We start from the raw sequence: 26,546 nt of genomic DNA, 5'->3' as shown, positions 1-26,546 counted from the left end.
ATGATCGGCAATGTCCTTCCCGCAGACGTGAACGGCAGCGCCAACCGCCTGCTTGGCGGCCTCGCGCAATCCGGTCCCGATACGTTGCAGTCCGAACGGACATTGATGGTCGGAAGGCCCGGACGGCACCTCGCGGTCTATCCGGCGAGAGCCGGATACGACCTGCAGCGGGAGCTCGACTTTCTCTCCAATCGCGCCATCGAGCAGAACGTCTTCTTTACCGGGCGCTTTCTCGCGCCCGCCATGCCGCGCCTCGAGGACCGGGTGATCCGGCTTGCGGTCATCCGCGACCAAAGCGAGCAGAGAAGCCGCCTCCGCTTTCTCATGCCGTTCTCGATAGAAAAGCCGGGTTTTTCGATCGGCGCGACCATTATTCGCGCCTGGTCCAATCCCTTCGGGCCGCTGGGCACGCCTCTCCTCGATGCGGAGGACGCGGCCGAAACGATCAGCAATCTTTATGAAGCGCTGGCCGCACCTTCCGCCGGCCTGCCGCCGGTGCTCGTGCTTCCGGATATCAGGTTGAACGGCAAATTTGCGCAGCTTGCCCGTGCCGTTGCGATCGGCGAAAATCTGCCGCTGACGGTGACCGATACATTCAGCCGGCCGATGCTCGAAAGCCTGCTGGACGGCCCCACCTATTTGCGCGAGGCCGTGAGCTCCCAGCACCTGAGGGAGCTGAAGCGGCAGTGGAACAATCTCGCGAAGCAGGGGGCGCTTGTTTACAATGTCGCGCGCCAACCCGATGAGATCCGCCTGCGCATGGAGGAGTTCCTGGTCCTCGAAGCGTCCGGCTGGAAAGGCCGCGAACGCAGCGCCATGATCATGGACCGGTTCCGCGCTGCTTTCGCGAGGGAAGCGGTAAACAATCTCGCCGAGGCTGACAGCGTGCGCATTCACACGCTCGACCTGGACGGCAAGGCGATCGCGACCGTCATCGTTCTGCTGATGGCCGGCGAAGCCTTTGCCTGGAAGACCGCCTATGACGAGCGCTACGCAAAATACTCCCCGGGCAAGCTGCTTGTCGCGGAGCTCACGGAGTGGCATCTCGACGATGCCAATATCATCCGCTCCGACTCCTGCGCGGTGCCCGATCATCCGGTGATGAGCCGCCTGTGGCAGGAGCGGGAGGAAATGGGCACGCTCGTGATCGGGCTGGCACAGAACCGCGACCGCGACGTGCGCCAGGTCGCCGCGCAGCTCCATCTTTATCGCAATACCCGAAACATGGCCCGGCTGCTGCGTGAAAAGATCCGGGCGCTGGCAGGCCGCTGATCTTGCAGCCGGCCGTCAGCCGCCGGACGCGGCGCGCGCCTCTGCCGCCGCCTTCTCCCGCAGAAGCCGGCGGATCACCTTGCCCGAGGTGGTCAAAGGCAGGCTGTCGACGAAAGCGATCTCGCGCGGATATTCATGCATCGACAGCCTGTTCTTCACCCAGGCGCGGATCCCTGCCGCGGTCTCGTCGCCGGCAGCGACGCCGGGTTTCAGCACGACATAGGCCTTGACGATCTCGGTCCGGAGCGGGTCCGGTTTGCCGACGGCCGCGGCGAGCTGGACGTCCGGGTGCCCGGCGAGACAATCCTCGATCTCGCCCGGACCGATGCGATAGCCTGACGACGTGATGACGTCGTCGTCACGGCCGAAAAAGGTGAAATAGCCCTCTTCGTCCATGACGCCCTGGTCGCCGGTGGTCATCCAGTCGCCGATAAACTTGGTCTCGGTCGCCTCTTCGTTGCGCCAATAGCCGAGGAACATCACCGGATCGGGACGCCTGATCGCCACCTGCCCGACCGTGCCGGGCGGCAGCACCCGCCCCTCGCCGTCGATGATCGCGACCTGATGACCCGGTGCCGCCTTGCCCATCGAGCCGGCCTTCGTCACGCCGAGATCGGTCGCAGAGGAGATGACGATATTGCATTCCGTCTGGCCGTAGAATTCGCTCACCTCGACGCCGAGCGCCGCCCTGGCCCATTCGAAGGTCTCCCGCCCGAGCGCCTCTCCCGCCGAACCGACGGTGCGGAGCTTGAGCGCGTAGCGATCGCGCGGCCGCTCGACGGATTTGAGGAGCCTGAGCGCCGTCGGCGGGATGAAGGCGTTGCGCACCTTCATCTCTTCGATGATCCGGAACGCCGTATGGGCATCGAATTTCTGCGCAGGCGAGGAAACCACGGGCACACCGAAGAAAAGCGACGGCAGCAGAGCGTTCAGGAGACCGCCTGCCCAGGCCCAGTCGGCGGGCGTCCACATGCGGTCGCCCGGCTGTGGCAGGAAATGATGATGGAACTGAAATCCCGGCAGATGGCCGAGCAGCACGCGGTGCCCGTGCAATGCCCCCTTCGGCGGTCCGGTCGTTCCCGAGGTGTAGATCATCAGCGCCGGATCGTCCGGCTTCGTCTCCGCGGGGTCGAAGCGGCCCTGCCCTGCCGCGATATCGCGGAAACGAACCGTGCCGGGCTTCTCGTCCTCCTCGGCCAGGACGACCAGACGAAGTTCCGGCAGCTCGCCGCGGATCGCCGCAAGCCGCTCATAGCCGAAGCGATTGGTGACGACTGCTGCCGCGCCCGCATCCTTCAGCCGATAGGCAAGCGCCTCGACGCCGAAGAGCAGTGCCAGCGGCAGCGCGATGGCGCCCAGTTTATAGATCGCCGCATGGGCGATCGCCGCCTCGAAACCCTGCGGCAGCAGGATGGCGACGCGTTCGCCGGGGCTCACGTCATGCGCGGCAAGCCCGCCGGCAAAGGCGGACGAACGCGCGGCGAAGTCGCCATAGGTCAGCGCAAGATGCGCGCCGTCCGGGCTGAAATGCTGAAGACAGATGCGCTCCGGATCACGCGCGGCCCAGGCGTCGCTGACGGCCACGCCGATATTGAACCTCTCAGGGATCCGCCAGCGGAATTCGCGATAGAGTTCGTCGTAGTCTTCGATCTTCGGGAGCATGGGCCTGCTGCACTGAGATTGCTGCAACGCAGCTAACATTTGCGGGCGGGCGAATTCAATGGGGCAGCCGACGGGGAAGCGGAGCAGACGCAGGCCTCATCACGATTCCACTGCGCTTCAGAAGCGTCCCGCACGAAAATTCGCCGGGGCGGATACACATTGTGTATCTGGATATGCTATCATGCGCCGTGGAAGGAGTCCTTCATGGCCACGAAATCGTCGACTGACACCCACGCGAAGCCCGTCAACCTGCGAATCCGAGAGGATATACGCAAGGTGATCGATCGCGCCGCGAGCATTCGCGGCAAGACCCGCTCCGATTTTATGATCGACGCAGCCTACCGCGCGGCCGAAGACACGCTGCTCGATCAGACGCTGGTGCGGGTCGATGAGCACAGCTATCGGCACTACCTAGACATTCTTGACCAGCCGCCAAGTGGCGACGGCTTCGAACGCCTGATGAATGCGCCGAAACCCTGGCAGTCCTGATGCTGTCGGCGCCGACGCCTCTTGGTGAAGCCCACGACTTCGATCTTTTCCAGAGCGGCAACGACACGCTCGATGACTGGCTGCGCCGCCGTGCGCACGCTAATCAGGCCAGTGGCGCGTCGCGCACCTATGTTATCGCTGAAGAATGGCGCGTGGTCGGCTATTACTGCCTTGCATCCGGTGCCCTCGATCTGGCCGACGCGCCGAGCTCTGTCCGGCGCAACATGCCGGATCCCATCCCGATGGCGGTGCTCGGTCGCCTTGCTATCGACCGCGACTGGCAGGGCAAAGGGTTGGGCGCGGCGCTATTGCAAGATGCCGTCCTGCGGTCCTCGCAGGCGGCCGACATCATGGGAATACGGGGCTTGCTCGTGCATGCCATCTCGGGCGAGGCGAAAGCCTTTTACGAACATTACGGCTTCCAGTGCTCACCCAACCATCCCATGACGCTGGTGTTGTCGCTCAAGGGCAAGCGCCGTTAGAGCACTTCCACGAAGTCTGTGCCGTTCTCCGTACAGACGCGCAAAGGTCGCGGTAGCAGGATGGTGCCCCATGCCGGAGTCGAACCAGCACTCCTTTCGGAACTCGATTTTGAGTCGAGCGCGTCTACCAATTCCGCCAATGGGGCTAGAGGCTTGCGTGATATCAGCGCTTGGGATTTACACGATCGTTTTCGCGCCGGTCAACCGCGAAGTTTGCGATTTTCGTCGATCGCATGAATTTGGTCCGATGCGGCACGAACGGCAGCGGTCGCCCCGGGGAACCGCAAGCGCACAAACCCGCTTCCGTTCTTCTCCGCCCCGCTCCGGCCGATCACAAAAGCGTGCAAGCGGTTGAACGCACGAGGCGATTTACAGAGGGAGCAATCCTGCCTAAGAAGCCGGAATTCGATTTAACGGGCGCCCGGGCGACATGTTCGCCGCTCTGCGCGCGGCGAGAGGTGTGCATGATCGAGGCTTCGTTTGCTCAGCGCCGGCAGTTTCTTTGCGCCGTGCTCGTCACCATCGGCATGGTGGCGACCGTCGGTGGGGCGCTCGGCTTCGAGCACATCGGTGGCTACATACCCTGCGCGCTCTGCCTGCTCCAGCGCGATCCCTATTATTACGGCATACCGCTCGGGGTTCTCGCCATCCTCGCCAGTGTCCTGAAGCTGCCCGCCTGGACCACGCGCACGCTGCTGCTCGCCGTCGGCATCCTGATGCTGGTCGGCGCCGGCCTCGGCGTCTATCATGCCGGCGCGGAGTGGCATTTCTGGGAAGGACCCTCGACCTGCGCCACCACGGCCCAGGGCATCTCTCCCGACGTCGGCGACCTGCTCGGCGATCTCGACGCCAAACACGCGCCTTCCTGCAGCGACGCGGCAATGCGCGTGCTCGGGCTTTCTTTCGCAGGCTGGAACGTTATCGCGAGCCTCGTTCTTGCAGCGATCGCTTTGCGTGGTGCCTTGAAGGCGTAAGCCCGCAGCGCCGGCAGCGGCACCGACGCCCTTACGGCTGCAGCTCGACATCCCAGTAGAGATAGTCCATCCAGCTGTCGTGCAGATGGTTCGGCGGAAAAAGCCGGCCGTTATTGTGCAGATCCTGGACCGTCGGATGATAGGGCTTCTGATGCGGGAACATGCCTGCCTGCTTCGGCAGCTTGCTGCCCTTGCGCAGATTGCACGGAGAACAGGCGGCGACGACGTTTTCCCAGGTGGTCTGGCCGCCATGGGCACGCGGGACCACGTGGTCGAAGGTCAGGTCGTCCGGTGAGCCGCAGTACTGGCACTCGAATTTATCCCGCAGGAAAACGTTGAACCGGGTAAAGGCCGGGTGGCGTGACGGCTGGACATAGCTCTTGAGACAGACGACGCTCGGCAGCCGCATCGAGAAACTCGGCGACGAGACGGAGTGTTCGTATTCGGCGAGGATTGTCACACGGTCGAGAAAGACCGCCTTGATCGCGTCCTGCCAGGACCAGAGCGACAAGGGATAATAACTCAGCGGCCTATAGTCGGCGTTCAACACGAGCGCCGGCAGGGCCTGAGGTGAGACTGCAATCGTCAAGCGTATTCTCCTGAGCGATTCGGCATCTGCCTCTTCTATATTAGGCGCGTTGCGACAGGATTGTGAAGCCACAAAGAAAAGGGAGTAAAGGATCCGCTTTTTTCTTCAGGGCGTCACGGGAAGCGCATCGCGGCGCATTTCCTGCGCATAATAGGCCCAAAATAGCCGCGCGGCGACACTGCGCCATGGCGACCAGCCGCCCGCGAGCGAATCGACCTCGCTTGCCGTCGGTCGCAGTTCGAGCCCGAGCGCATGGCCGATGGCATTCTGCAGGGCGACATCGCCGGCCGGGAACACATCCGGATGGCCGGCGCAGAAGAGCAGATAGACTTCGGCGGTCCAGCGGCCGATACCCTTGATCGCCGTCAGTTCGTGAATTGCCTTAACCGCTTCCGCGTTGCAGATGGCGTCGAGATCGATCTCGCCCGCGGTCGCGGCAGCGGCGACCCTTCTCAGCGTATCGGCCTTGGCCCGGGACAAACCGAAGCGTCGGCAATCGTCGTCGTCGAGCGCAAGCACCGCGTCTGCGGTGATCTCGCCGAGCGAGGCCTCCATCCGGTTCCAGATCGCCGCCGCGCTCGCCTTCGAAACCATCTGGGAGACGATTATGTTGGCGAGGCCGCGATAACCGGGGTCGGTGCGCCTCAAGGGTACCGGCCCCGCCTTGTCGATGACGTGTTCGAGCCGGGCATCGAGCATCACCAGACCGGCAAGACCGGCCTCTATATCCTCGTGTGTCCGGATAATCCGCATGCATCCTCCCACTGAAAGTGTCCTTGAATCGCCGCCGATTGAAGGACACTTGCAGCAAAACCAAAGTGCTGCAGCGTCCCCTTGCGTCTGACACGCACACGGCCCTGTAGAAAGCGGGTGATCTTTACAACGCTTCCATGGCAAAGGAAAAGAATGCCGATTTCACGACCAGAACAACCGGTTTTTCGTTTCGCGCCGAGTCCGAACGGTCTCCTGCATCTCGGCCACGCCCTATCGGCGATCCTCAATCACGACATGGCGGCAGCCATGGGCGGCCGTTTCCTGTTGAGGATCGAGGATATCGACCGGACGCGCTGCCGGCCGGAATTCGAGGCCGCGATCTTCGAGGACCTCGCCTGGCTCGGCCTCGATTGGGAAGAGCCGGTGCGGCGCCAATCCGAACATCTCGGCGTCTATGCCGCTGCGCTCGAGCGCTTGAAAGCGATGGGTCTCGTCTATCCCGCCGTGATGACGCGCGGTGAAATACGGGCGGCGGTGGCCGCGGCGGAGGCAAAGGGGCAAGCGTGGCCGCGCGATCCGGACGGAACACCGCTCTATCCCGGCCGCGAGCGCGGCTTCACGCCGGACGAGCAGGCGGCTCTCCTGGCGAGCGGCCGACCCTATGCCTGGCGTCTCGACATGGGAGAGGCCGTGCGGTGCGCGGGCGGGCCACTCACGTGGCGGGAAACGGAGTTGAGCCAATCGGGCGAAGCCGCGTCGATCGTCGCCGATCCGGCCGCCTGGGGCGATGTCATCCTGTCGCGTTCGGATGCGCCGTCGAGCTATCATCTCTCGGTCGTGGTCGACGATGCCCTGCAGGGCATCACCCACGTCGTGCGCGGCCGCGACCTTTACCACGCGACATCGGTGCATCGCCTGCTGCAGAGGCTCCTCGATCTGCCGCAGCCGGTCTATCACCATCATCGGCTCGTGCTCGGACCGGACGGCCGGAAACTGTCGAAGAGCGACAGCGACACGGGCATTGCCGCCTTCCGAGCCGCCGGGCACAGGCCTGCGGATGTCAGGGCGATGGTTCTTGGCGAGCGATGAGGAGAGGAATCCGCGTCCTTACTCTCCTCGGCCTCCCTGAAAACTGCGCCTGACCATGAGCTTCACCTTGTATTTCAGGATGGCGGCGTTGATTTCCGCACCGATGATGAAGATCGCGCCAAGCATGTAGAGGAAGACCAGGACGATCATGATGGAAGCGAGCCCGGCATAGGTCGTCACGTAGTTGGAAAAATTCGCGATATAGGAGGCGAAGGCGTAGGCGCCCACCGACCACAGCACGAGCGTGAGGAAGATGCCGGGCAGCACGTCTACGACGTTGCGGTGGCCGGCCGGCAGCCACAGATGGGCGACGAGCAAGCCTGCCGTCAGCATGGTCAGCGTCAGCGGCAAGCCCCAATCGTCCACCGCCGCCATCAGCGCATCCAGCCAGGGGAACCACTGATCCGCATTGCGGACCGCCAGAGGCACCGCGACCAGAAGAATGCTGAGGGCGGCCAGAATGAGCACGGCGCCGAGCACGAAGCCGAGGCTCGCGAGCCGCGTCACATACCAGTAGCGGCTTTCGGCAACTCTGTAGGCGCGATTGAGCGCGATCCTCAATGCTTCGACACCGTTCGAGGCGAAATAGGCTGCAGCAAGAACGGAGATCGTAAGCAGGCTGCCGCGCGGGATGGTCAATACGCGCACGACTTCGTCGGCGACCGGCTTGGCGATCGATTCCGGCCAGGTGTCGAAGATCAGATGGACTGCCGTCTGCGCGAACTGATCGGCGCCCAGGAAACTGGCGAGCGCGGTGCCGAAGATCAGAAAGGGAAAGACGGCCATCAGGGAAGAAAGCGCTACGTGACTGGCCATCGCCCAGCCATCGTCCTCGCTGAAATGCCAGAGCGCATCGAACACGACCTTCCAGATGATGCGAACGAATGCCGGCATTCCGTCTCCCACTCTTTCACCAATCCCGCTCCTGATGAGGACCAGCCGGCGCGGCACCTGCGACCGGCCTTGACGTCACGTTCGGGTCCCAGCCATCGCCTTTGCAATTCAATTGTATCCCAACGATGAATATGGGAAATGGGGCTTGGATTTCTACAGGAATCGCGTGGATGCCGGATCGCCCCACCATCATCGTCACCGGTTGCTCCTCAGGCATCGGGGCCTATTGCGCCCGGGCGCTGCAGCGGGACGGCTGGCGGGTCTTCGCGACCGTGCGCCGGCCGGAGGATCAGGCACCGCTGGAGGCCGAAGGCATCGAGACCTTCATCATGGACTATACCCGGCCGGAGACGATTGCCGCGCTGGTGGAAGCCGTGATGGCGCTGAGCGGCGGACGGATCGATGCGCTTTTCAACAATGGCGCCTACGGCCAGGCCGGCGCGGTGGAGGACCTGCCGACGGAGGCCTTGCGGCTCCAGCTCGAAACCAACGTCATCGGCTGGCACGACCTGACGCGGCGCGTCATCCCGGCGATGCGCGCCCGCGGGCATGGCCGCATCGTCCAGTGCTCCTCCATTCTCGGCCTCGTGCCCTATCGCTGGCGCGGTGCCTACAATGCCTCGAAGTTCGCGCTCGAGGCGCTCTCGCTCACATTGAGGATGGAGCTCGCCGGCAGCGGCATCGGCGTGAGCCTGATCGAGCCCGGTCCGATCGCCTCGAAATTCACGACCAATGCGATCGCCTATATCGAGCGGTTCATCGATCTTGAGAATTCCGTCCATCGTGCGGAATACGAGCGGCAGATGCGGCGCCTGCGCGGCGAGAGCAAACCGGCACCCGGCAAGCTCGGCCCCGACGCCGTTTACGCTGCACTGAAACACGCTTTGACGGCACGCCGTCCGAGGCCGCATTATATAGTGACAAGGCCGGCCAGGCAGGGAGCGCTTCTCAAAAAGCTCCTGCCGGCGGCACTGTTCTATCGCATCATCGGTCGCCTCGGCTGACCGAACCCACAAGGATTTACGCCATGAACAGCTTCCTTACCGGTCTGACCCTGCTCGTCATGGGCCTGGTAGCGATCGTGCTGATCCGCGGCCTGCTCAACATGGCCAAGGGCGGCAGCGGCAACACCTCCAACAAACTCATGCAGGCCCGCGTGCTGTTCCAGGCCGTCGCCATCGTGCTGATCATGCTGACGCTCTGGGTGACCGGCGGCGGCCGCCCGAGCTGAGGTAAAGCGACAGCATCATGGTAAAATTGAACAAGATCTACACCCGGACCGGCGACAACGGCACGACCGGCCTCGTCTCCGGCCCGCGGCGCCTGAAAAGTGATCTCAGGGTCGAGGCCTACGGCGCGATAGACGAGGCGAATGCCTTTGTGGGCCTCGCCCGCCAGCACACGGATGCGATCCCGGATCTGGACGCGATGCTCATGCGCGTCCAGAACGATCTCTTCGATCTCGGCGCCGATCTCGCCACACCGGACACGGGCGAGAAGCCCGAATACGAGCCGCTTCGCATCGTCGCTGCCCAGGTCGAGCGCCTCGAACGGGAGATCGACCGGCTGAATGCCGACCTCGAACCGCTGCGCTCCTTCGTCCTGCCGGCCGGCAGCGCCGCTTCGGCCGCCCTCCATGTGGCCCGTACCGTGGCGCGGCGCGCCGAAAGGCAAATGGTCGCACTCGCATCGATGGAAGGCGAGGCCGTCAGCACGGAGGCGATTGCCTATGTCAACCGCCTTTCGGATTTCCTGTTCGTCGCGGCCCGCTGGGCAAATGACAAGGGGCGCGCCGACGTCCTTTGGGTCCCCGGCAACAACAGATAACGTATTTTTGTTTCGGCGCGTGTCGTCTCGGGGATCACATGTTCATACCGCTGCATGACAGGAACGAGCTGAAGCACATAAGGATGCAGTATGTGACGATCACGCTGATCGTCATCGATTTCGTTGCCTGGCTCGCTATCGGGCCCGTCGCAACCGAGGATTTCGCCAATGCTGCGATCCTCGGGCTAGGCTATATCCCCGCGATCATCTTCGATTATGCCGACCTCGATCCCTCGCTGGTGATCGTTCCGGACGAATTCACCTTCGTCACCTACTCCTTTCTGCATGGCGATTTCATGCATCTCGCCATGAACATGCTTTTCCTCTGGGTCTTCGGCGACAATGTCGAGGACGCGCTCGGGCATTTCCGTTTTCTCGTGTTCTATCTTCTGTGCGCGGCCGCCGGAGCGCTGGCCCATGGGCTCCTCGAGCCGGCCTCGGAGGCGCCGCTGATCGGCGCCTCCGGCGCCATATCCGGCGTCGTGGCCGCCTATTTCCTCCTGCACCCGAAGGTGCGGGTCTGGGTGCTCGTGCTTTTCCGCATCCCCCTGCCGCTCCCCGCCGCCATTCCGCTCGCCTTCTGGATCGGCCAGCAGTTTTTCATGTTCCTGGCCGATCCCGGCGGCGGCGTTTCCTGGAGCGCGCATGTCGGCGGGATCGTAGCGGGCCTTGTGCTCGTGGTCCTTTTGCGACGCCCCGGTGTGCCGCTGTTCGATCGCACAATCGTCACTCCACGCGCCGTCGAGCACCGGGAGAGAACGCCTGAAGAGACACCGCCTGTGGCCGCCGGAGCTTCCAAGCCCGCTCCGCATTGGGGCCGACCGACTTGAACTCGAGGCAAGGTCGAGAAATTAACGTCAAGTTTTCAATGGATTGCACGCGCTTCGTTGGCGGCGATACCCGAGAGAAGCCGGCCTTGCGGCTCTGCTTGCCAGCGGATTTTTTTACCTGTACGTAAACGTAAGTACGAATAAGCGCGGTCATATCGAATTGGCGTTGGTTCATCGCGATTTAGCGTCAAGAACGGCTTGTCTATGGAGCAAAAACGCGTATCGATGTCGCCAACCGACAATCAGGCCGCCTTGTTAAGGCGCATTTTCCTGCGAACGTTCTTGGAGGGAAAGAATCCATGAAAATACTTGTGACGGTGAAACGGGTGGTCGACTACAACGTCAAGATCCGGGTCAAAGCGGATGGATCGGGCGTCGAGCTTGCCAATGTGAAGATGTCGATGAACCCGTTCGACGAGATCTCGGTCGAAGAGGCGCTGCGGCTGAAGGAAGCCGGCAAGGCGAGTGAAGTGGTGGTCGTGTCGATCGGCCCGGCCAAGGCGGAAGAGACGCTCAGGACCGCGCTCGCCATGGGCGCCGACCGGGCGATCCTGGTCGAGACGGAAGACCAGGTCGAGCCGCTCGCCGTCGCCAAGATCGTCAAGGGCGTGGCCGAGGCCGAACAGCCGGGGCTGATCATCGTCGGCAAGCAGGCGATCGACGACGATTCCAACCAGACCGGCCAGATGCTGTCGGCATTGCTCGGCTGGGCCCAGGGCACCTTTGCCTCCAAGGTCGAGATCGGTGACGGCAAGGTCAACGTCACCCGCGAGGTCGACGGCGGCCTGCAGACGGTCGAACTGAAGCTGCCGGCGGTGGTCACCACCGATCTCAGGCTCAACGAACCGCGCTATGCCTCGCTGCCGAACATCATGAAGGCGAAGAAGAAGCCGCTCGACAAGAAGACCCCGGCCGACTTCGGCGTCGACACCAGCCCGCGGCTGAAAGTCTTGAAGACGGAAGAGCCGTCCGGCCGCAAGGCCGGCGTCAAGGTGAAGACGGTCGCCGAGCTCGTCGAGAAGCTCAAGACCGAAGCCGGCGTGCTTTAAGTTCATGCGTCCGGAAAGTGGATACCGGTTTCCGGACAAACGCATGAACCACTTCAGACTCATGAGCTCCGATCCGGAACGGATCGTTGAGCTCAATCGAAAGGGAGAATTCTACCATGGCCATTCTGCTTCTGGCTGACCACGACAACAGCCACCTTTCCGACCAGACGGCGAAGGCACTGACGGCGGCAGCGAAGATCGGCGGCGACGTGCATGTGCTGGTTGCCGGTCAGAACGTCAAAGGCATCGCCGAACAAGCCTCCAAGCTCTCGGGCGTCGCCAAGGTGCTGGTCGCCGAGGACGCCTCGCTCGCCAACAATCTCGCCGAGCCGCTGGCGGCCCTGATCGTTTCGCTCGCCGGCAATTACGACACCGTCGTTGCCGCCGCCACCTCGGTCGGCAAGAACGTCATGCCGCGGGTCGCAGCCCTTCTCGATGTCGCCCAGGTTTCGGAGATCATCGAGGTCGTCTCGGCTGACACGTACCGGCGGCCGATCTATGCCGGCAACGCCATCCAGACGGTGCAGACGAGCGAGCCGAAGAAGGTGATCACCGTGCGCACCGCCTCCTTTGCCGCCGCTCAAGAAGGCGGCTCGGCACCGGTCGAGACGGTGGCCGCCGCGGCGAATCCGGGCCTTTCCGCCCATGTTTCCGATGCCCTGTCGTCGTCCGACCGGCCGGAACTGACCTCGGCGAAGATCATCATCTCCGGCGGTCGGGCGCTCGGCTCCTCGGAGAAGTTCAAGGAAGTCATCCTGCCGGTTGCCGACAAGCTCGGCGCCGCCGTCGGTGCCTCCCGCGCCGCCGTCGATGCCGGCTATGCGCCGAACGACTGGCAGGTCGGCCAGACCGGCAAGGTGGTCGCCCCGGATCTCTACATCGCCTGCGGCATTTCCGGTGCGATCCAGCACCTCGCCGGCATGAAGGACAGCAAGGTGATCGTCGCCATCAACAAGGACGAGGAAGCGCCGATCTTCCAGGTCGCCGACTACGGCCTCGTCGCCGATCTCTTCGAAGTCTTGCCGGAACTCGAAAAGGCGCTTTGACGCACCGGCTACCGGCACGAAAAAGCTGGAAAAAGTGCCGGCATGGCATTAACAATCATACCGGGCCGGCCCTGCCGGTCCGGTATTTTTGCATCTGCGGCAGCGTCATTGCCGCAACCTGTTGAACATGGGTGTTCGCTTCAATGATCAAGACGGTGGGAATTATCGGCGCAGGACAGATGGGCTGCGGCATTGCCCATGTTTCGGCAGCCGCCGGATATAAGGTTCAGCTCTACGATATCGCTGCGGACCGCATCGAGGCGGGACTTGCCACCATCAACGGCAATCTCGCCCGGCAGGTCTCCTCCGGCAAGATGAGCGACGAGGACCGCAAGCGGGCGCTTTCCCTGATCAAGGGCTCAGGCGACATCAACGACCTCGCGCAGGCCGATCTCGTCATCGAGGCGGTCACCGAAGACGAAACCGTCAAGCGCAAGATCTACGGTCAGGTCTGCCCGGTCATGAGGCCGGACGCTATCCTGGCGACCAACACATCGTCCCTGTCCATCACCCGGCTCGCCTCCGCGACCGATCGTCCCGAACGGTTCATGGGCATCCACTTCATGAACCCGGTCCCGGTGATGAAGCTGGTGGAGCTCGTACGCGGTATCGCCACGGAGGAAGAGACCTTCAAGGCGGCAAAGGAATTCGTCGCGCATCTCGACAAGACCGTCACCGTCGCCGAAGATTTTCCGGCCTTCATCGTCAACCGCATCCTGCTGCCGATGATCAACGAGGCGATCTACACGCTCTATGAAGGCGTCGGCACCGTCGATGCCATCGACACGGCCATGAAGCTCGGCGCCAATCATCCGATGGGCCCGTTGCAGCTCGCCGACTTCATCGGTCTCGACACCTGCCTGTCGATCATGCAGGTGCTGCATGACGGCCTGGCGGATTCAAAGTATCGCCCCTGTCCGCTGCTCGTAAAATATGTCGAAGCCGGTTGGCTCGGCCGCAAGTCCGGCCGCGGCTTCTACGACTACCGGGGCGAGGTGCCCGTACCGACGCGCTGACCTTTCAGGCAAGGCGGAAGGCTCCTGCGGCGATCCCTCAACTCCCCGCAGGCGGAGCCAACGCCGCCTCGATCAGGTTCTTCGCATCATCGCTGTCCCATACGGCCGGTCCGTTCATCGACCCCAGAAGGCAGCCCTTTTCGTCGAGAAGCAAGGTAGCGGGAAGGCCGAAGGCGAGCCCCTCCTTCTTGAGCGTGTTGAAAACCCCCATCGAGGCATCGCGGTAGTAGCCGAGTGCATGAACGCCGACCTCGTCGAGGAACGCCTTCGGCTTGTCGTCGGCACCGGTGTCGATGTTGATTGCGACCACCTCGAAACGGTCGCCCCCGAGCGTCTGTTGCAGGGCGTTGAGCGCCGGCATCTCCTCCCGGCAAGGCACGCACCAGGTGGCCCAGAGGTTGACCAGAACGGTCTTGCCGGCAAAGGCGGCAAGCGTCAGCGGCTTGCCGTCGGGACCTGCGAAATCGAGGCCGCCGATCGGGCGCGCGTTGTCCGCCGGCGTCATCGCCGCCACCTGGCCGCGCATCAGCGGGGTGAGCGAAGCCACCTTTTGCCCGGCAAGCGGGCAGCTCGCATCGGCCGTCGGCGTGACGCCGCCATTGCCAGACCCCGTCTCCTTCACGTATACCGCAGCCGCACCGGCGATCACGCCCAGAAGGGCGGCGAGCGCGAACAATTTTAGGGCCGGAGGGCGTTTCTTCTGGTCTGGCATTTCATTCTCCAAGGCGGGCATCCTGATGGCTGACGGCAGTTCCGAGACGAAATCCTCCAACCAGATGTGGGGCGGTCGCTTCGCCTCGGGCCCGGACGCGATCATGGAGGAGATAAATGCCTCGATCGGCTTCGACAAGAAGCTCTATGCCCAGGACATCCGCGGCTCAATAGCGCATGCGACGATGCTGGCGCATCAAGGCATCATTTCCGCCGAAGACAAAGACAAGATCGTTCACGGCCTCGACACGATCCTGTCAGAGATCGACAGCGGCGCATTCGAATTCTCGCGCCGGCTGGAAGACATCCACATGAACATCGAGGCGCGGCTGGCGGCCCTCATCGGCCCGGCCGCCGGGCGCCTCCACACGGCGCGCTCGCGCAACGACCAGGTCGCGCTCGATTTCCGCCTGTGGGTCAAAGAGGAGCTGCAGAAGACCGAGAAGGCGCTGACCGGGCTCATCGCTGCCTTTCTCGACCGCGCCGAGGAGCATGCCGAAACGGTAATGCCCGGCTTCACCCATTTGCAAACGGCGCAGCCGGTCACCTTCGGGCATCACTGCATGGCCTATGTGGAAATGTTCGGCCGCGACCGCGCGCGCGTTCGCCACGCGATCGAGCACATGGACGAAAGCCCGATCGGCGCAGCCGCGCTTGCCGGCACCGGCTTCCCCATCGACCGGCACATGACCGCCAAGGCGCTCGGCTTCCGCGAGCCGACGCGCAATTCCATCGACACCGTCTCCGACCGCGACTTCGCGCTTGAATTCCTGTCGATCGCCGCGATCGCGGCGACCCATCTGTCGCGGCTCGCGGAAGAAATCGTCATCTGGTCGACGCCGCAATTCGGCTTCATCCGCCTGTCGGACGCCTTTTCGACCGGTTCGTCGATCATGCCGCAGAAGAAGAACCCGGATGCGGCCGAACTCGTGCGCGCCAAGACCGGCCGGGTCAACGGCTCGCTGGTTGCACTTCTGACGGTGATGAAGGGTCTGCCCCTCGCCTATTCCAAGGACATGCAGGAAGACAAGGAACAAGTCTTCGATGCGGCCGAGAGCCTCGAACTCGCAATCGCGGCCATGACCGGCATGATCCGCGACGTGACGATACGCGCCGACCGGATGAAGGCCGCAGCAGGCTCCGGCTACTCGACAGCCACCGATCTCGCCGACTGGCTGGTGCGCGAGGCGGGCCTTCCGTTCCGCGACGCCCACCATGTGACCGGCCGCGTCGTCGCGCTTGCGGAACAGAAGGGATGCGATCTCGCCGACCTCTCGCTTGCCGAGCTGCAGGCGATCAATTCCGCGATAACGGACAAGGTCTACGGCGTCCTGACGGTCGAGGCCTCCGTGGCAAGCCGCACCAGTTTCGGCGGCACTGCGCCCTCCGAGGTCCGCAAGCAGATCGCCTGGTGGCGGGCGCGCACCTAGAGCGCTTCAGGAAAAGTGTGTAACGGTTTTCCGTGGGAAAATGCGTCGGCTCCAAGGCTCCCTGCCCTTCGCAGAAACAGGGTGCACAAGGCGCTGAAAAATCGGTAAGACATCGCACCGGAGCGGTACAGGGAACAGGTTCCTGCCGCCCCCGCGCTCCCAAGATCAACCGGCTCTCAGCTTCGGCAAAGGGAAATGACGATGACATTCAGGAAGGCCGCCCGAATCGCGCTTCTTCTGGCAATCCCGGGGCTGGTTCTCGCCGGCTGCGGGCGTAAGGGCGACCTCGACCGGCCGGGAGCCAGCACACCGATCAACACGAAAACGCCCGCCGGTACTGTCGCGCCGAAGCAAACCGTCGACGACCGCCCATTCCTGCTTGACCCCCTCCTCTGAGCCGAGGAAAGACCGTGAACCATTTCCAATACCGCGACGGAATTCTTTACGCCGAAGACGTGCCCCTGACCGAGATCGCGCGCGCCGTCGGCACGCCGTTCTACTGTTATTCCACCGCCACGCTGGAGCGCCATTACAAGGTCTTTTCGCAAGCCTTTGCCGATGTGGACGCCATGGTCTGCTATGCGATGAAGGCCAATTCAAACCAGGCCGTGCTGAAAACCCTCGGCCGTCTCGGCGCAGGCCTGGACGTCGTGTCCGAGGGCGAACTGCGCCGCGCGCTTGCAGCGGGCATTCCGGCAAGCCGGATCATGTTCTCGGGCGTCGGCAAGACCGCGCGCGAGATGGATTTTGCTCTCGAGGCAGGCATCTATTGCTTCAATGTCGAATCCGAGCCGGAGTTGGAGGTCCTGAACCAGAGGGCCGTTCGCGCCGGCAGACGAGCGCCGGTTTCCTTCCGCATCAATCCCGACGTCGATGCCCGCACCCATGCGAAGATCTCGACCGGCAAGAAGGAAAACAAGTTCGGCATTTCCTGGGAGCGGGCACGTAGCGTCTACGCTCATGCCGCCGAGCTTCCCGGCATCGAAGTGACCGGGATCGACATGCATATCGGCAGCCAGATCACCGAGCTGCAGCCCTTCGACGATGCCTTCAAGCTGTTGCGCGAACTGGTCGATACGCTGCGATCCGACGGGCATGTCATCGAGCACGTCGATATCGGCGGCGGTCTCGGCATTCCCTACCGTGAAGACAACAATCCGCCGCCGTTGCCGGACGCCTATGCCGATATCGTCAAGAACCAGCTCAAGGGCCTCGACTGCAAGATCGTCACCGAACCGGGCAGGCTGATCGTCGGCAATGCCGGCATTCTCGTGACCGAAGTGGTCTATGTGAAGGACGGCGGCGACAAGACCTTCGTCATCGTCGATGGAGCGATGAACGATCTCATCCGACCGACGCTCTACGAGGCCTATCACGAGATACGGCCGGTGAAGATTTCCGCCGCAAGCGCGCCGCGCATCAAGGCCGATGTCGTCGGGCCGGTCTGCGAGACCGGCGACTATCTGGCGCTCGACCGGGAGATGGCGATGCCGAAGCCCGGCGATCTTTTCGCGATCGGCTCGGCGGGCGCCTACGGTGCCGTACAGGCGGGAACCTATAACAGCCGCCTGCTGGTGCCCGAGGTGCTCGTCAAGGGCGATCGTTTCCACGTGATCCGCCCGCGCCGGGACTACGACGAGCTGATCGGCCTCGACTCGGTGCCGGACTGGCTCGACTGAGCTCCAGCGACGCGTTCACGATCGGGGTTGCCGGCGGCGATCACGCATTGTTTTACGGGCCGCCCTCGTCTTCGCCACAAACAATGTTATCCTGACCATCGACCGCCCGCGGTCGAAGGATCGAAAGGAAGTTTCGGCGGATGACGCAATTCCGGCAGGATGAAACGCCAAAACCGCAGTCGTTCGCCAGGATGCTGGCGGCGAAGCGATTCCTCGCCCGTTCTGTTCTTTTGGCCGAAGAGCTGCTGCCACGCATGCTCGTCCCGGCCTCGCTCGTTCTTCTGTTTCTCTCCGCCGGCTGGGTCGGCCTCTTTCGGGCCGCGCCGTTCTGGCTGCATGCCGCCCTTCTTCTTCTCTTCGTCGTAGGGCTGTTCGTCTCCCTGTTGCCGCTGACCCGCATTCGCTGGCCGGAAACGCCCGAGGCGGACCGGATGCTGGAAGAGCGCAACCGGCTGCCCCATCAGGCGATCCGCGTCCAGGACGATGCGCCCGCGACGGAAGGAGCGTTCGGCGCCGCACTCTGGCGCGAACATCAGGCGCGTATGGCGCGCATGGTCAGGGAACTCGATACGGGTCTGCCGCGGCCCGATATCGCACGGCATGACCCGTGGGCGCTGCGGGCCATCCCCGTCCTCCTTGCCTGCATCGCCTTCGCCTATTCCTATTCGAACCGCGCCGGACTGATTTCGGACGCCTTTCGCTTGCCCGAGCAGGAGGTAACGGCTGCCGACATCCGTATCGATGCATGGGTGACGCCGCCCGCCTATACCGGCCGCGCGCCGATCTTTCTTACGGGCCGTCAGGACGCGACGGACCCAGCACAGGAGAAGGATCCGCAGGAGAAGGCTCAGATCACGATACCGCAGTTCAGCGATCTTACGGTGCGGATAACCGGGGCCGGGACGGAGGAAACGGTCAGCTACGCCGAGGCGGGCAACGAGCCGGTGGCAATCCCGCCGTCCGACGCCAAGGCGGAGGCGACATCCAGGCCGGAAACAGCCAAACCTGAAACGCCCCGGTCTGAAACGCCCCAGGCAACTCCGAATGCGGTCCGCAATCATGTTTACAAGATCGCCAAGGACGGAACGCTCTCCGTCGGCGGCCAGAGCTGGAGCTTCAAGATCACGCCCGACAGCGTGCCCGGCATCGCTTTCGACGGCGCACCGCGTCCAACCGTCAATGCAGCGCTCGATATCAGCTACCTGGCCCATGACGACTACGGCATCGCCCAGGCCTGGGCCGAAATCAAGCCCCTCGAGGAGCCCGCAAAGGATGCCCATCCGCTCTACGCCCCTCCCGAATATCGCCTCGATCTGCCGCGCCGCAATGCCCGTGAGGCAAAGGGTACGACGAGCCGCAATCTGAGTGAGCATCCGCTTGCCGGAAAGCGCGTGAGCATCACGCTCGTCGCTCGTGATGCAGCCGGCCAGGAGGGACGAAGCGTGCCGCAGGAGATCGTTCTGCCGGCGCGCCGGTTCTTCGAACCCCTCGCCGCTGCCGTCGCAGAACAGCGCCAGGTCTTCGCGCTCGACGCCAACCAATTGCCGCGCGCGATCGATCTCAATGATGCGCTGACGCTCTATGCCGAGGAGACGATCCCCAATGCCACCCACTTCCTGCTCTTGAAGTCGGCACGCACGCGCATGCAGCTCGCCCGAAATGACGACATGCTGCGCGATGCCGCCGACCACCTGTGGGAAATCGCTCTCGGCATCGAGGACGGTGACCTGTCGCTCGCTGACCGGCGGCTGCGCGACGCGCAGCAGGCCCTGTCGGACGCGCTCGAACGCAATGCCTCGGACGAGGAAATCGCCCGCCTGATGGACGAGCTTCGCCAGGCGATGCAGGAATATATGCAGGCGCTCGCCGAGCAGGCCGCGAAGAACCCGGCTGTCGCCGCCAATCCCGAGATGAACAACGTTCTGCGCCAGCAGGACCTGCAGAAGATGATGGACCAGATCGAAAATCTGGCCCGTTCCGGCGCGCGCGATCAGGCGCGGCAGATGCTCTCCGAGCTGCAGAGGATGATGAACAATCTCCAGGCCGGACGCATGCAGCAGCAGATGGGCGAGCAGAACAACGCCATGCGGCAGCAGATGGACAAGCTCGGCGAGCTGATGCAGCAGCAGCAGCAACTGATGGACGAAACCTTCAAGCTGGACCAGGCACTGCGCGACCGGATGCAGCGCGGCGATCCGCTCGAAGGCGAGGACGAGGAACTCTTCGGCCAGGACATGCCCCAGGAGCCGGGGCAGCGGGGTGACCCCAATGGCCAACCCAACCCGATGGACGACATGACCGCCGAGCAATTGAAGGAGGCTCTTAAGCAATTGAGAGAGCAGCAGGAATCGCTCGGCAAGCAACTCGGCGACCTGCAGAAGGGGCTCGAGAATTTGGGGATCAAGCCCGGCAAGGGCTTCGGTCAGGCGCAGCGCGAGATGGAAGGTGCCGCCGGCGCTCTCGGGAAGGGCCAGGGCGAGCAGGCGGTCGGCAGCCAGGGCCGGGCCCTGCAGGCCCTGCGCGAGGGCGCGCAGGACATGATGAACCAGATGCAGGCCCAGGGTCAGGGGCAAGGTCCCGGACAAGGCATTCCGCAATATGGTCAGAACGGACGTGACCCGCTCGGACGCCGGCAGCAGAACGCCGGCCCCGATTTCGGCGATCAGGTGAAGGTGCCCGACGAGATCGACACGCAGCGCGCCCGCCAGATTCTGGAAGAGATCCGTCGTAAGTTGGGTGACAGCCTGTCGCCCGAGCTGGAGCGGCAGTATCTCGAACGACTGCTCGACATGCGGTGATGGCAAGGGCGGATGGGCCCTTCGGCGCTTACGCGCGTTTCAGCCCCTCATCCGGCCTGCCGGCCACCTTCTCCCCGCACGCGGGGCGAAGGGACAAGCGGCGCCAACTGAACTCTGCATTCACCGTCCGTTCGAGGGAGCGAGCGGGCGCGGCATATCCCTTCTCCCCGCTTGCGGGGAGAAGGTGGTGGCAGCCGGATGAGGGGCCGCGCGGACACATCAACCGCGTCCCTCTCGACGGCGACGTCAGGCGGCCAGCGCGAGCGCTACGGCCTTGCGGATGTCGGGCAGTGAAAATGGCTTCTCGATGACGTCGACGACCTTGCCGGAGAGGTCGTCGGCACGCTCGCGTTGTTCGGCGTAGCCGGTCATCAACAGGATCTTCAATGCCGGAAATGCGGCGGCCGCCTGATGCGCAAGCTCGATGCCGTCCATGACCGGCATCCGGATATCGGATAGCAAGAGGTCGAACGGCTGATCGCGAAGGCAGGCAAGCCCATCGGCTCCGTCCCCGGCTTCAACCGTTTCGTGCCCGTCGAGCCGCAAAGCGCGCGCGACGAACGAGCGCAAGCCATCTTCGTCCTCGGTGATCAGGATTTTCGCCATCATGGCCTCCCGTATTTTTTCTGCGGGGAGCGGCGCGGCGATTGGATGCCATGGACGCTCCGTTGGATCTCCGTATCGTCCGCCGCCTCATGCGACCGCGATACGTCATCCAAACAAACAGCTTTTCGTTTGATTCCGGTAAACACGATAGGAGGCATTTTAATCATTCGGCGGCGCCGAGACGGTGCCCGTGACAGACGCACAGCAGAAAAGGTACGAGCCAAGTTAGGTTGCGTCGCCCGTCACCACTCCGACGAACGGCAGTTCGCGGAACGCGTAGGCGACATCCATTCCGTAGCCGACCACGAAATGATCCGGGCACTCGAAGCCGACATAATCCGCTTCGAGGTCGACGCGGCGCTTCACCCGCTTGTCGAGCAGCACCGCGATCGTGACGTTTCGTGCGCCGCGCTCCAGAAGCAGCTCCTTGGCGAAGCGCAGGGTGCGGCCGGACTCCAGAATGTCGTCGATGAGGAGCACGTCGCGATCACGCACATCGCTGTCGATATCCTTGGTGATCTTTACGCCCTTGGATTCGGTCCCGGTTCCGTAGCTCGAAAGCGTGATGAACTCGACCTCCGGAGCAAGGCCCGCGGCATGCATGGCGCGGATCAGATCGGCCGCGAAGATGAAGGAGCCCTTCAGGATCGAGATGACCAGAAGATCCTTATGCGGCCCACGAACGATATCGGCGGCCATTTCCTGATTTCTCGCCGCAATGGCTTCGGCGCTGTAGAGGACTTCGATATTCTTGCCGCGGACGACGGGCATGCGGGTTTCTCCATTCGTAAGGAAGAACACCAGCCTTCCCTTGTTTAGCCGCGATTAGCACATTCAGCGATCGGAAGCACCGCCTTCGGCAAAGGAAACCGGCAAGTCCGGCATTTTTCCGCCCTTCGTCGGTAGCGGGTATGGCCCTATACGTCCTGCCGAAGTTTGATTTTTGTAAACTGCCTGCGAACTTGGCGCAAACTCACCGAGCTATGGGTTTCAAGGTAAAATTTAGTTAGAACTCGGTAAGTCAACCATGCATAGCACAACGCAGAGGTCCTAACGGAAATGTTCTGAAATTCGGCCGATGGACCCGTTTACGCTGTGAGGTCTGAATGAGTTTTTCAAAGGATGAACTGGCAGTCATTAGGCGCGCCTATGCCAAGCAAATCCTGGCAGCTGCGGGGATTGCCGATGAAGACCTGGAACACGCATTTGCGGCGGAGCGCCGTGAGCACTACCTTGGACCTCCCCCTTGGTTTCTCGCAAGGTATGACGGCTACTACGAGATTCCTTCGTCGGATCCGGCCGTGCTGTATCAAGATTGTGTTCTTTCCATTCAACAGGAACGGAACGTCAATAACGGAAGTCCAGCTTTGCACGCTTGGGCGTTGCATTCCTTGCAAATAAATCGCGGAAACAGCGTCGCACATATTGGATGCGGCACTGGTTACTACACGTCTATCCTATCCAAATTGACAGGAGACAGCGGTCTTGTCACGGCTATCGAGTTTGATCCCGTATTGGCTGACAGCGCCGGAAGGAACTTGCGCGACAATGGCAACATAAGAGTGATCCAAGGAGATGGGTGTGTCTGGCCTCAAGTTCCCGTCGATCGAATTTACGTGAACTTCGCCAGTTCTCGCCCTGCGAAATCCTGGATCGAGAACCTTCGAGTTGGTGGCAAGTTAATATTTCCGCTGGGCGTACCTATAGAGCAATCGCAAAACAAAAGATCTAAGACGGCTAAAGGTATATTTCTGTTCGTGCAACGAGAACCTTCGGGTTACAAAGCCTCGTCGCTGGGCCCCACCTACTTTGTTTGGGGAGAGGGCTCTCATGATGAGACCGCTATCCATTACAATAGAAAGAAGTACCTAAAGCAGCTGCAAGATAGCATCGAAACGAAGAAAGCGGACAGAATCAGAAGTTTGCGTTTAGGCAAAGCAAAAACATCAGATGAGTGGTTTTCCGGTGACGATTGGGGGTTGTCCTACGAACCGCTTTCCAAATCTAGCAGTGCAGACTTCTATTGAAGTCAGTCGCCGCTATGAGCACACATCAGCGATCGGAAGCACCGTCTTCGGCAAAGGAAACCGTCAGGTCCGGCATTTTTCCGCCCTTCGTCGGCAGCGGGTGCATGTCGGCCCGCCCGTCGCCGCCGAAACCGGCGATCAGCAGGAAAACCGTAAGTCCGAGAAAGGCGGCCAGGCCGGCAAAGCGCCGGGGCGGCATCGCATCGAGCCTGGTCCCGGCCGCGACCAGGATCCGCCGTGCTGCACTCCGCAATCCCGGGGCGGCCGCCACGTTGGCCTTTTGCCGGGCGCCGGCCCGGCGGTTGTCGTTGAACACCGGATAGGGGCTGCGCCGTGCGGTCGGCGCAACCGTTTCGAACTCGACATCGATATAGTCGAGGCGCCTCGGCTGAGCGGCGCTCGAACGCGAGGCGCGCTCCGGTGGAATGAGGTCGATGCCCGCGGTCTTTGCGCGAAATGCCTGCATGGGCGCTCCCCGAACGCGGCGCCGAACGTCTTGCCTGCAGCGCCGTACGTCTTCTCTCGATGCACATGCCATCTGCATGGATGCAAGGCATTGCTCCGAATCCTGACGAGACGTAAACCGAAATGGTTAATGTTTTGGAAAGAAGGCCGCGAAAGCGGCGTCTTTTCGTGGAACGTTAACCCTTGCTTAACCATAGCGGCACGCGCGGTTTTGCCTTGGCAGCAGTGCCGTCCTACTGCATGTTCCTGAATTCGGAGCCTGTGCAAGCAGACATGCGGTGCTTGAAGTGCTTCACCGGCCGTGGCGCATCTGATAGACGGGTGGAGCTGCGATAATCCGGCCTTCGGCGGATTTGGCGAGGGTCGTGACGAGAGACTGGGCTGTCCCATTGATTCACTTTGAAAACGTCGGATTGCGCTATGGCATGGGACCAGAGATTCTCCGGGACCTGACATTCGATATTCCGCGCCGTTCCTTCCAGTTCCTGACCGGTCCGTCGGGCGCCGGCAAGACGACGCTGCTCCGGCTCCTCTTCCTGTCGCTCAAGCCGACGCGCGGCCTCATCCGCATGTTCGACCGCAACATCTCCTCCATTCCCCGTGAGGAGTTTCCGATGCTGCGCCGCCGGGTCGGCATCGTCTTCCAGGACTTTCGGCTGCTCGACCATCTGACGACTTATGAAAACGTCGCCCTTCCCCTCAGGGTCCGCGGCAAGGAGGAGTCGAGCTATCGCTCCGACGTGCTCGAACTCCTTAAATGGGTGGGCCTCGGCGAGCGCCTCAACGTGCTGCCGCCGGTGCTGTCCGGCGGAGAGAAGCAGCGCGCCGCGATCGCGCGGGCGCTGATCGACCGGCCGGAGATCCTGCTTGCCGACGAGCCGACCGGCAACGTCGATCCGCCGATGGCGCGGCGATTGCTCAATCTCTTCATGGAACTCAATCGGCTCGGGACCGCGGTGGTGATCGCCACGCACGACCTGTCCTTGATGGATCAGGTCGAGGCCCGGCGAATGATCCTGTCACAGGGACGGCTCGACATCTATGAATGAGAACCGTGTTTCCCGCCGCGAGCCCGCCCCTCCGCCGCAACAGCAGCAGCGTCGCAGCGAGATGCGCGTGCGCCCGACGGGGCCGATCGTGCCTTCGGCCAACGTTTCCGGCCATGCGCTCATGTGCGTCATCGCCATCATGTCCTTTCTCGCCTGCCTGACCCTCGGCGGCGTCAGCATGGTACGGGCGACCGCACAGAGCTGGCAATCGCAGATCTCCCGCGAGATCACCATCCAGATCAAGCCGGACGACAACCTCGACATGGAGAGGGCGCTCGCCGATGCCCGTGACCTGGCGCTGACCTTCAACGGCACGACGGGCGGCACGATCATCGACCGGGCGGCGACGGCGCGCCTGCTCGAACCGTGGCTCGGTGGCGGACTCGACCTGAACGAACTGCCCGTGCCGCGGCTCGTCGTCGTCACGATCGACGAGAGCAATCCCCCCGATTTCGGCGCCATGCGAAAGGCGCTCACCGAAATCATCCCGCAGGCCTTCCTCGATGATCACCGCACCTGGGTCGATCGCCTGGTAGCGATGGCGAGTACGACCACGATGATCGGCACCGGCGTCCTGGTACTGGTCTTCTCCGCAATGGTGCTGACGGTGGTTTTCGCCACCCGCGGCGCGCTGTCCGGCAACCGCCACATCGTCGAGGTCCTTCATTTCGTCGGAGCGGAAGCGAGTTTCGTCGCCGCCGAATTCCAGAAGCACTTTCTCCGAATCAGTCTGAAGGGCGCCGGCGCCGGCGGCCTTCTCGCTGCGCTGTCCTTTGCACTGGCGAGCTTCTGGCAGTCGCAGACGCTTGCAACCCCTGAAACGGATCAGGCGACCGCTCTGTTCGGTACCTTCGCCATCGGCTACACCGGCTATCTCGGTATCTTCGGCATAATCGTGGTCATTGCCCTGCTGACGACCTTGACGGCGCGCCTTACCGTCATGCGGACGATCTACGAAATCGACCTTATCCGATCGGATCCGGGCCGGACCGACACCTTTCAGGGTTGAAATCGGCCGGAAGGCCATGAATTGCCCGCAATCGATCTATTCCCTGCCGCAATCTGCGGCTATGTGATGAGAATCATGAAGGCGGGAGAACTACGCGGGAGCGGGATGGCCGAAAGGGGCAAATGGCTGGAGAGGGCCGCGCGCCGTCGCCAGTCCCGCAGCCTGCTGCGCAAAGTGCTGCGCCGCGGCTTCTTTGTGCTGCTCGCCTTTCTCACCGTATTCACCGCCGGCTTCCTGCAATTCGCCGATACCGTCGCCTCGCTGCAGCCGCCTGCCACTCCGAAAGCGGATGCGATCGTGGTGCTGACCGGCGGCTTCCAACGAATAGACCAGGCGGTCGATCTCCTGAAACTCGGTGCCGGAAAGCGGCTCTTGATTTCCGGTGTTCATCCGTCGACGACACGAAGCCAGATCAGGCGCAACACCCAGAGCTCGGCCGACCTGTTCAAATGCTGCGTCGATATCGGTCATGCGGCGATCGATACGATCGGCAATGCGACCGAAACCTCGCTGTGGATCCGAAACCGAGGTTATCGGACGATCCTCGTGGTGACGAACAATTACCACATGCCGCGCAGCCTGCTCGAACTGCGCCGCGCCAGGCCCGAAACCGAATTCATCGCCTACCCGGTCGTCAATTCGGATCTCAAGACGACCAACTGGCTGCGCAATCCGCTGGTGCTGAAGGCCATTCTGCTCGAATACGGCAAATACTCGGTCGCCACGCTGCGCGATGTGATGGGCGCCCGCTGGACGAACGGCCTCAGGTCGGGCCCCTCTCATATTGCGCCGGCCGGGGAGTAGGACCGGCATAGAAAGGTGCTCTCGTCGCGAGGCTG

The 26,546-nt window shown here is 62.8% G+C and carries 29 protein-coding genes and 1 tRNA gene; 20 read left to right on the top strand and 10 right to left on the bottom strand.

From position 1 onward, the window contains the following. Positions 1-1,272, top strand: a complete 1,272-nt coding sequence (locus M1D43_RS17070; RefSeq protein ID WP_010970087.1) for a GNAT family N-acetyltransferase — start codon at positions 1-3, stop codon at positions 1,270-1,272. Between the two features lie 15 nt (positions 1,273-1,287). Here the strand turns inward: M1D43_RS17070 and M1D43_RS17065 are convergent, their stop codons facing one another. Then, complete coding sequence (locus M1D43_RS17065; protein ID WP_153314485.1) at positions 1,288-2,934, bottom strand: AMP-binding protein; 1,647 nt, start codon at positions 2,932-2,934, stop codon at positions 1,288-1,290. A gap of 204 nt (positions 2,935-3,138) precedes the next feature. Here M1D43_RS17065 and M1D43_RS17060 point away from each other — a divergent pair, with 204 nt between their 5' ends. Both M1D43_RS17060 and M1D43_RS17055 read left to right on the top strand, forming a co-directional pair. Then, a complete protein-coding gene (locus M1D43_RS17060; protein WP_003533490.1) occupies positions 3,139-3,423 on the top strand; it encodes a type II toxin-antitoxin system TacA family antitoxin in 285 nt (94 codons plus the stop codon). Beyond that, the gene (locus M1D43_RS17055) at positions 3,423-3,905 is read left to right on the top strand and encodes a GNAT family N-acetyltransferase (RefSeq protein ID WP_003533488.1); all 483 of its coding nucleotides are present in this window, start codon (positions 3,423-3,425) and stop codon (positions 3,903-3,905) included. Before M1D43_RS17060 ends, M1D43_RS17055 begins: the two co-directional genes overlap by 1 nt. Positions 3,906-3,966: 61 nt before the next feature. Here M1D43_RS17055 and M1D43_RS17050 read toward each other — a convergent pair. Then, positions 3,967-4,051 (bottom strand) — tRNA-Leu (locus M1D43_RS17050). A 318-nt stretch (positions 4,052-4,369) separates the two neighbouring features. On the opposite strand from M1D43_RS17050, the gene M1D43_RS17045 reads away from it, so the two are divergent. Next, on the top strand, positions 4,370-4,879 hold the full coding sequence (locus M1D43_RS17045) for a disulfide bond formation protein B (protein ID WP_003533487.1): 510 nt from the start codon (positions 4,370-4,372) through the stop codon (positions 4,877-4,879). A gap of 31 nt (positions 4,880-4,910) precedes the next feature. On the opposite strand, the gene M1D43_RS17040 is transcribed toward M1D43_RS17045, so the two are convergent. Beyond that, entirely contained in the window at positions 4,911-5,468 is a 558-nt protein-coding gene (locus M1D43_RS17040) for an HNH endonuclease (protein ID WP_003533486.1), read from the bottom strand. 105 nt (positions 5,469-5,573) lie between these two features. Continuing rightward, positions 5,574-6,221, bottom strand: a complete 648-nt coding sequence (locus tag M1D43_RS17035) for a DNA-3-methyladenine glycosylase family protein (protein WP_027993538.1) — start codon at positions 6,219-6,221, stop codon at positions 5,574-5,576. A 153-nt stretch (positions 6,222-6,374) separates the two neighbouring features. Between M1D43_RS17035 and gluQRS the strand changes: the two genes are divergently transcribed. Beyond that, positions 6,375-7,271 carry a tRNA glutamyl-Q(34) synthetase GluQRS gene (gene gluQRS, locus M1D43_RS17030; protein ID WP_027990160.1) on the top strand — a complete coding sequence of 299 codons (897 nt, stop codon included), beginning with the start codon at positions 6,375-6,377 and terminating at the stop codon, positions 7,269-7,271. An 18-nt stretch (positions 7,272-7,289) separates the two neighbouring features. Here gluQRS and M1D43_RS17025 read toward each other — a convergent pair whose 3' ends face one another. Beyond that, a complete protein-coding gene (locus tag M1D43_RS17025) occupies positions 7,290-8,165 on the bottom strand; it encodes a YihY/virulence factor BrkB family protein (protein WP_010970093.1) in 876 nt (291 codons plus the stop codon). Between the two features lie 170 nt (positions 8,166-8,335). Between M1D43_RS17025 and M1D43_RS17020 the strand changes: the two genes are divergently transcribed. Genes M1D43_RS17020 through M1D43_RS17005 form a run of 4 tightly spaced genes read left to right on the top strand, consistent with a single transcriptional unit; the run spans position 8,336 to position 10,822 of the window. Next, entirely contained in the window at positions 8,336-9,169 is an 834-nt protein-coding gene (locus tag M1D43_RS17020; protein WP_003533481.1) for an SDR family oxidoreductase, read from the top strand. A gap of 23 nt (positions 9,170-9,192) precedes the next feature. Then, positions 9,193-9,396, top strand: a complete 204-nt coding sequence (locus tag M1D43_RS17015) for a twin transmembrane helix small protein (RefSeq protein WP_003533478.1) — start codon at positions 9,193-9,195, stop codon at positions 9,394-9,396. A gap of 17 nt (positions 9,397-9,413) precedes the next feature. Continuing rightward, positions 9,414-9,992 (top strand): cob(I)yrinic acid a,c-diamide adenosyltransferase, encoded by a 579-nt coding sequence (locus M1D43_RS17010; protein WP_010970094.1) that lies wholly within the window; start codon positions 9,414-9,416, stop codon positions 9,990-9,992. 38 nt (positions 9,993-10,030) lie between these two features. Further along, complete coding sequence (locus tag M1D43_RS17005; RefSeq protein WP_127598263.1) at positions 10,031-10,822, top strand: rhomboid family intramembrane serine protease; 792 nt, start codon at positions 10,031-10,033, stop codon at positions 10,820-10,822. Between the two features lie 35 nt (positions 10,823-10,857). On the opposite strand, the gene M1D43_RS17000 is transcribed toward M1D43_RS17005, so the two are convergent. Continuing rightward, complete coding sequence (locus tag M1D43_RS17000; protein ID WP_127517538.1) at positions 10,858-11,064, bottom strand: hypothetical protein; 207 nt, start codon at positions 11,062-11,064, stop codon at positions 10,858-10,860. Between the two features lie 57 nt (positions 11,065-11,121). Between M1D43_RS17000 and M1D43_RS16995 the strand changes: the two genes are divergently transcribed. The 3 genes from M1D43_RS16995 to M1D43_RS16985 all read left to right on the top strand — a co-directional run bounded on the left by M1D43_RS16995 (position 11,122) and on the right by M1D43_RS16985 (position 13,933). Further along, positions 11,122-11,871: an electron transfer flavoprotein subunit beta/FixA family protein gene (locus tag M1D43_RS16995; protein ID WP_010970096.1), complete on the top strand. Its 750-nt coding sequence runs from the start codon at positions 11,122-11,124 to the stop codon at positions 11,869-11,871. 116 nt (positions 11,872-11,987) lie between these two features. Further along, positions 11,988-12,917 carry an electron transfer flavoprotein subunit alpha/FixB family protein gene (locus tag M1D43_RS16990; RefSeq protein ID WP_028010989.1) on the top strand — a complete coding sequence of 310 codons (930 nt, stop codon included), beginning with the start codon at positions 11,988-11,990 and terminating at the stop codon, positions 12,915-12,917. 143 nt (positions 12,918-13,060) lie between these two features. Continuing rightward, positions 13,061-13,933: a 3-hydroxybutyryl-CoA dehydrogenase gene (locus tag M1D43_RS16985; RefSeq protein ID WP_010970098.1), complete on the top strand. Its 873-nt coding sequence runs from the start codon at positions 13,061-13,063 to the stop codon at positions 13,931-13,933. Positions 13,934-13,970: 37 nt separating this feature from the next. Here the strand turns inward: M1D43_RS16985 and tlpA are convergent, their stop codons facing one another. After that, complete coding sequence (gene tlpA, locus M1D43_RS16980) at positions 13,971-14,645, bottom strand: thiol:disulfide interchange protein TlpA (RefSeq protein ID WP_028010988.1); 675 nt, start codon at positions 14,643-14,645, stop codon at positions 13,971-13,973. Positions 14,646-14,670: 25 nt separating this feature from the next. Here tlpA and argH point away from each other — a divergent pair, with 25 nt between their 5' ends. The 4 genes from argH to M1D43_RS16960 all read left to right on the top strand — a co-directional run bounded on the left by argH (position 14,671) and on the right by M1D43_RS16960 (position 20,551). Then, positions 14,671-16,074 (top strand): argininosuccinate lyase, encoded by a 1,404-nt coding sequence (argH, locus tag M1D43_RS16975; RefSeq protein ID WP_153313470.1) that lies wholly within the window; start codon positions 14,671-14,673, stop codon positions 16,072-16,074. 195 nt (positions 16,075-16,269) lie between these two features. After that, on the top strand, positions 16,270-16,470 hold the full coding sequence (gene lptM / locus M1D43_RS16970) for an LPS translocon maturation chaperone LptM (RefSeq protein WP_003527415.1): 201 nt from the start codon (positions 16,270-16,272) through the stop codon (positions 16,468-16,470). A gap of 14 nt (positions 16,471-16,484) precedes the next feature. Continuing rightward, positions 16,485-17,753 (top strand): diaminopimelate decarboxylase, encoded by a 1,269-nt coding sequence (gene lysA / locus M1D43_RS16965; protein WP_028010987.1) that lies wholly within the window; start codon positions 16,485-16,487, stop codon positions 17,751-17,753. Positions 17,754-17,893: 140 nt separating this feature from the next. Continuing rightward, positions 17,894-20,551 (top strand): TIGR02302 family protein, encoded by a 2,658-nt coding sequence (locus M1D43_RS16960; protein ID WP_153313468.1) that lies wholly within the window; start codon positions 17,894-17,896, stop codon positions 20,549-20,551. Positions 20,552-20,797: 246 nt separating this feature from the next. Here M1D43_RS16960 and M1D43_RS16955 read toward each other — a convergent pair whose 3' ends face one another. Both M1D43_RS16955 and hpt read right to left on the bottom strand, forming a co-directional pair. Then, positions 20,798-21,157, bottom strand: a complete 360-nt coding sequence (locus tag M1D43_RS16955) for a response regulator (protein ID WP_003527419.1) — start codon at positions 21,155-21,157, stop codon at positions 20,798-20,800. Positions 21,158-21,382: 225 nt separating this feature from the next. Then, positions 21,383-21,928 carry a hypoxanthine phosphoribosyltransferase gene (gene hpt, locus M1D43_RS16950; RefSeq protein ID WP_153313467.1) on the bottom strand — a complete coding sequence of 182 codons (546 nt, stop codon included), beginning with the start codon at positions 21,926-21,928 and terminating at the stop codon, positions 21,383-21,385. 335 nt (positions 21,929-22,263) lie between these two features. On the opposite strand from hpt, the gene M1D43_RS16945 reads away from it, so the two are divergent. Then, on the top strand, positions 22,264-23,184 hold the full coding sequence (locus tag M1D43_RS16945; RefSeq protein ID WP_127597436.1) for a protein-L-isoaspartate O-methyltransferase family protein: 921 nt from the start codon (positions 22,264-22,266) through the stop codon (positions 23,182-23,184). Between the two features lie 25 nt (positions 23,185-23,209). Here the strand turns inward: M1D43_RS16945 and M1D43_RS16940 are convergent, their stop codons facing one another. Continuing rightward, positions 23,210-23,650, bottom strand: coding sequence for a hypothetical protein (locus M1D43_RS16940; protein WP_153313466.1), 441 nt, complete (start codon positions 23,648-23,650; stop codon positions 23,210-23,212). Positions 23,651-24,074: 424 nt separating this feature from the next. Here M1D43_RS16940 and ftsE point away from each other — a divergent pair, with 424 nt between their 5' ends. From ftsE to M1D43_RS16925, 3 genes are all read left to right on the top strand, one after another. Next, positions 24,075-24,698, top strand: a complete 624-nt coding sequence (gene ftsE / locus M1D43_RS16935) for a cell division ATP-binding protein FtsE (RefSeq protein ID WP_015007944.1) — start codon at positions 24,075-24,077, stop codon at positions 24,696-24,698. Further along, positions 24,691-25,707 (top strand): cell division protein FtsX, encoded by a 1,017-nt coding sequence (locus M1D43_RS16930; protein WP_153313464.1) that lies wholly within the window; start codon positions 24,691-24,693, stop codon positions 25,705-25,707. The genes ftsE and M1D43_RS16930 overlap by 8 nt, the downstream gene beginning before the upstream one ends. A 105-nt stretch (positions 25,708-25,812) precedes the next feature. Then, the gene (locus M1D43_RS16925; protein ID WP_107608329.1) at positions 25,813-26,511 is read left to right on the top strand and encodes a YdcF family protein; all 699 of its coding nucleotides are present in this window, start codon (positions 25,813-25,815) and stop codon (positions 26,509-26,511) included. The last annotated feature ends 35 nt before the right edge of the window (positions 26,512-26,546 follow it).

Source organism: Ensifer sp. R1-3, assembly GCF_056739175.1.
Note: the sequence above shows the minus strand (reverse complement) of the source record. Positions and strands in the feature narration are given on the sequence as shown.

Bases quoted from the DNA above. Each gene is read 5' to 3' on its own strand.
- tlpA (WP_028010988.1), bottom strand. From the start codon at position 14,645: ATGCCAGACCAGAAGAAACGCCCTCCGGCCCTAAAATTGTTCGCGCTC.
- M1D43_RS17055 (WP_003533488.1), top strand. From the start codon at position 3,423: ATGCTGTCGGCGCCGACGCCTCTTGGTGAAGCCCACGACTTCGATCTT.
- lptM (WP_003527415.1), top strand. From the start codon at position 16,270: ATGACGATGACATTCAGGAAGGCCGCCCGAATCGCGCTTCTTCTGGCA.
- M1D43_RS17010 (WP_010970094.1), top strand. From the start codon at position 9,414: ATGGTAAAATTGAACAAGATCTACACCCGGACCGGCGACAACGGCACG.
- M1D43_RS16930 (WP_153313464.1), top strand. From the start codon at position 24,691: ATGAATGAGAACCGTGTTTCCCGCCGCGAGCCCGCCCCTCCGCCGCAA.
- M1D43_RS16925 (WP_107608329.1), top strand. From the start codon at position 25,813: ATGGCCGAAAGGGGCAAATGGCTGGAGAGGGCCGCGCGCCGTCGCCAG.
- M1D43_RS17020 (WP_003533481.1), top strand. From the start codon at position 8,336: ATGCCGGATCGCCCCACCATCATCGTCACCGGTTGCTCCTCAGGCATC.
- M1D43_RS17005 (WP_127598263.1), top strand. From the start codon at position 10,031: ATGTTCATACCGCTGCATGACAGGAACGAGCTGAAGCACATAAGGATG.
- M1D43_RS16945 (WP_127597436.1), top strand. From the start codon at position 22,264: ATGAGTTTTTCAAAGGATGAACTGGCAGTCATTAGGCGCGCCTATGCC.
- M1D43_RS17025 (WP_010970093.1), bottom strand. From the start codon at position 8,165: ATGCCGGCATTCGTTCGCATCATCTGGAAGGTCGTGTTCGATGCGCTC.
- M1D43_RS17015 (WP_003533478.1), top strand. From the start codon at position 9,193: ATGAACAGCTTCCTTACCGGTCTGACCCTGCTCGTCATGGGCCTGGTA.
- M1D43_RS17070 (WP_010970087.1), top strand. From the start codon at position 1: ATGATCGGCAATGTCCTTCCCGCAGACGTGAACGGCAGCGCCAACCGC.
- M1D43_RS17060 (WP_003533490.1), top strand. From the start codon at position 3,139: ATGGCCACGAAATCGTCGACTGACACCCACGCGAAGCCCGTCAACCTG.
- M1D43_RS17035 (WP_027993538.1), bottom strand. From the start codon at position 6,221: ATGCGGATTATCCGGACACACGAGGATATAGAGGCCGGTCTTGCCGGT.
- M1D43_RS17065 (WP_153314485.1), bottom strand. From the start codon at position 2,934: ATGCTCCCGAAGATCGAAGACTACGACGAACTCTATCGCGAATTCCGC.
- hpt (WP_153313467.1), bottom strand. From the start codon at position 21,928: ATGCCCGTCGTCCGCGGCAAGAATATCGAAGTCCTCTACAGCGCCGAA.
- M1D43_RS16985 (WP_010970098.1), top strand. From the start codon at position 13,061: ATGATCAAGACGGTGGGAATTATCGGCGCAGGACAGATGGGCTGCGGC.
- M1D43_RS16990 (WP_028010989.1), top strand. From the start codon at position 11,988: ATGGCCATTCTGCTTCTGGCTGACCACGACAACAGCCACCTTTCCGAC.
- gluQRS (WP_027990160.1), top strand. From the start codon at position 6,375: ATGCCGATTTCACGACCAGAACAACCGGTTTTTCGTTTCGCGCCGAGT.
- M1D43_RS17045 (WP_003533487.1), top strand. From the start codon at position 4,370: ATGATCGAGGCTTCGTTTGCTCAGCGCCGGCAGTTTCTTTGCGCCGTG.
- M1D43_RS16960 (WP_153313468.1), top strand. From the start codon at position 17,894: ATGACGCAATTCCGGCAGGATGAAACGCCAAAACCGCAGTCGTTCGCC.
- argH (WP_153313470.1), top strand. From the start codon at position 14,671: ATGGCTGACGGCAGTTCCGAGACGAAATCCTCCAACCAGATGTGGGGC.
- M1D43_RS16995 (WP_010970096.1), top strand. From the start codon at position 11,122: ATGAAAATACTTGTGACGGTGAAACGGGTGGTCGACTACAACGTCAAG.
- M1D43_RS16955 (WP_003527419.1), bottom strand. From the start codon at position 21,157: ATGGCGAAAATCCTGATCACCGAGGACGAAGATGGCTTGCGCTCGTTC.
- ftsE (WP_015007944.1), top strand. From the start codon at position 24,075: ATGGGACCAGAGATTCTCCGGGACCTGACATTCGATATTCCGCGCCGT.
- M1D43_RS16940 (WP_153313466.1), bottom strand. From the start codon at position 23,650: ATGCAGGCATTTCGCGCAAAGACCGCGGGCATCGACCTCATTCCACCG.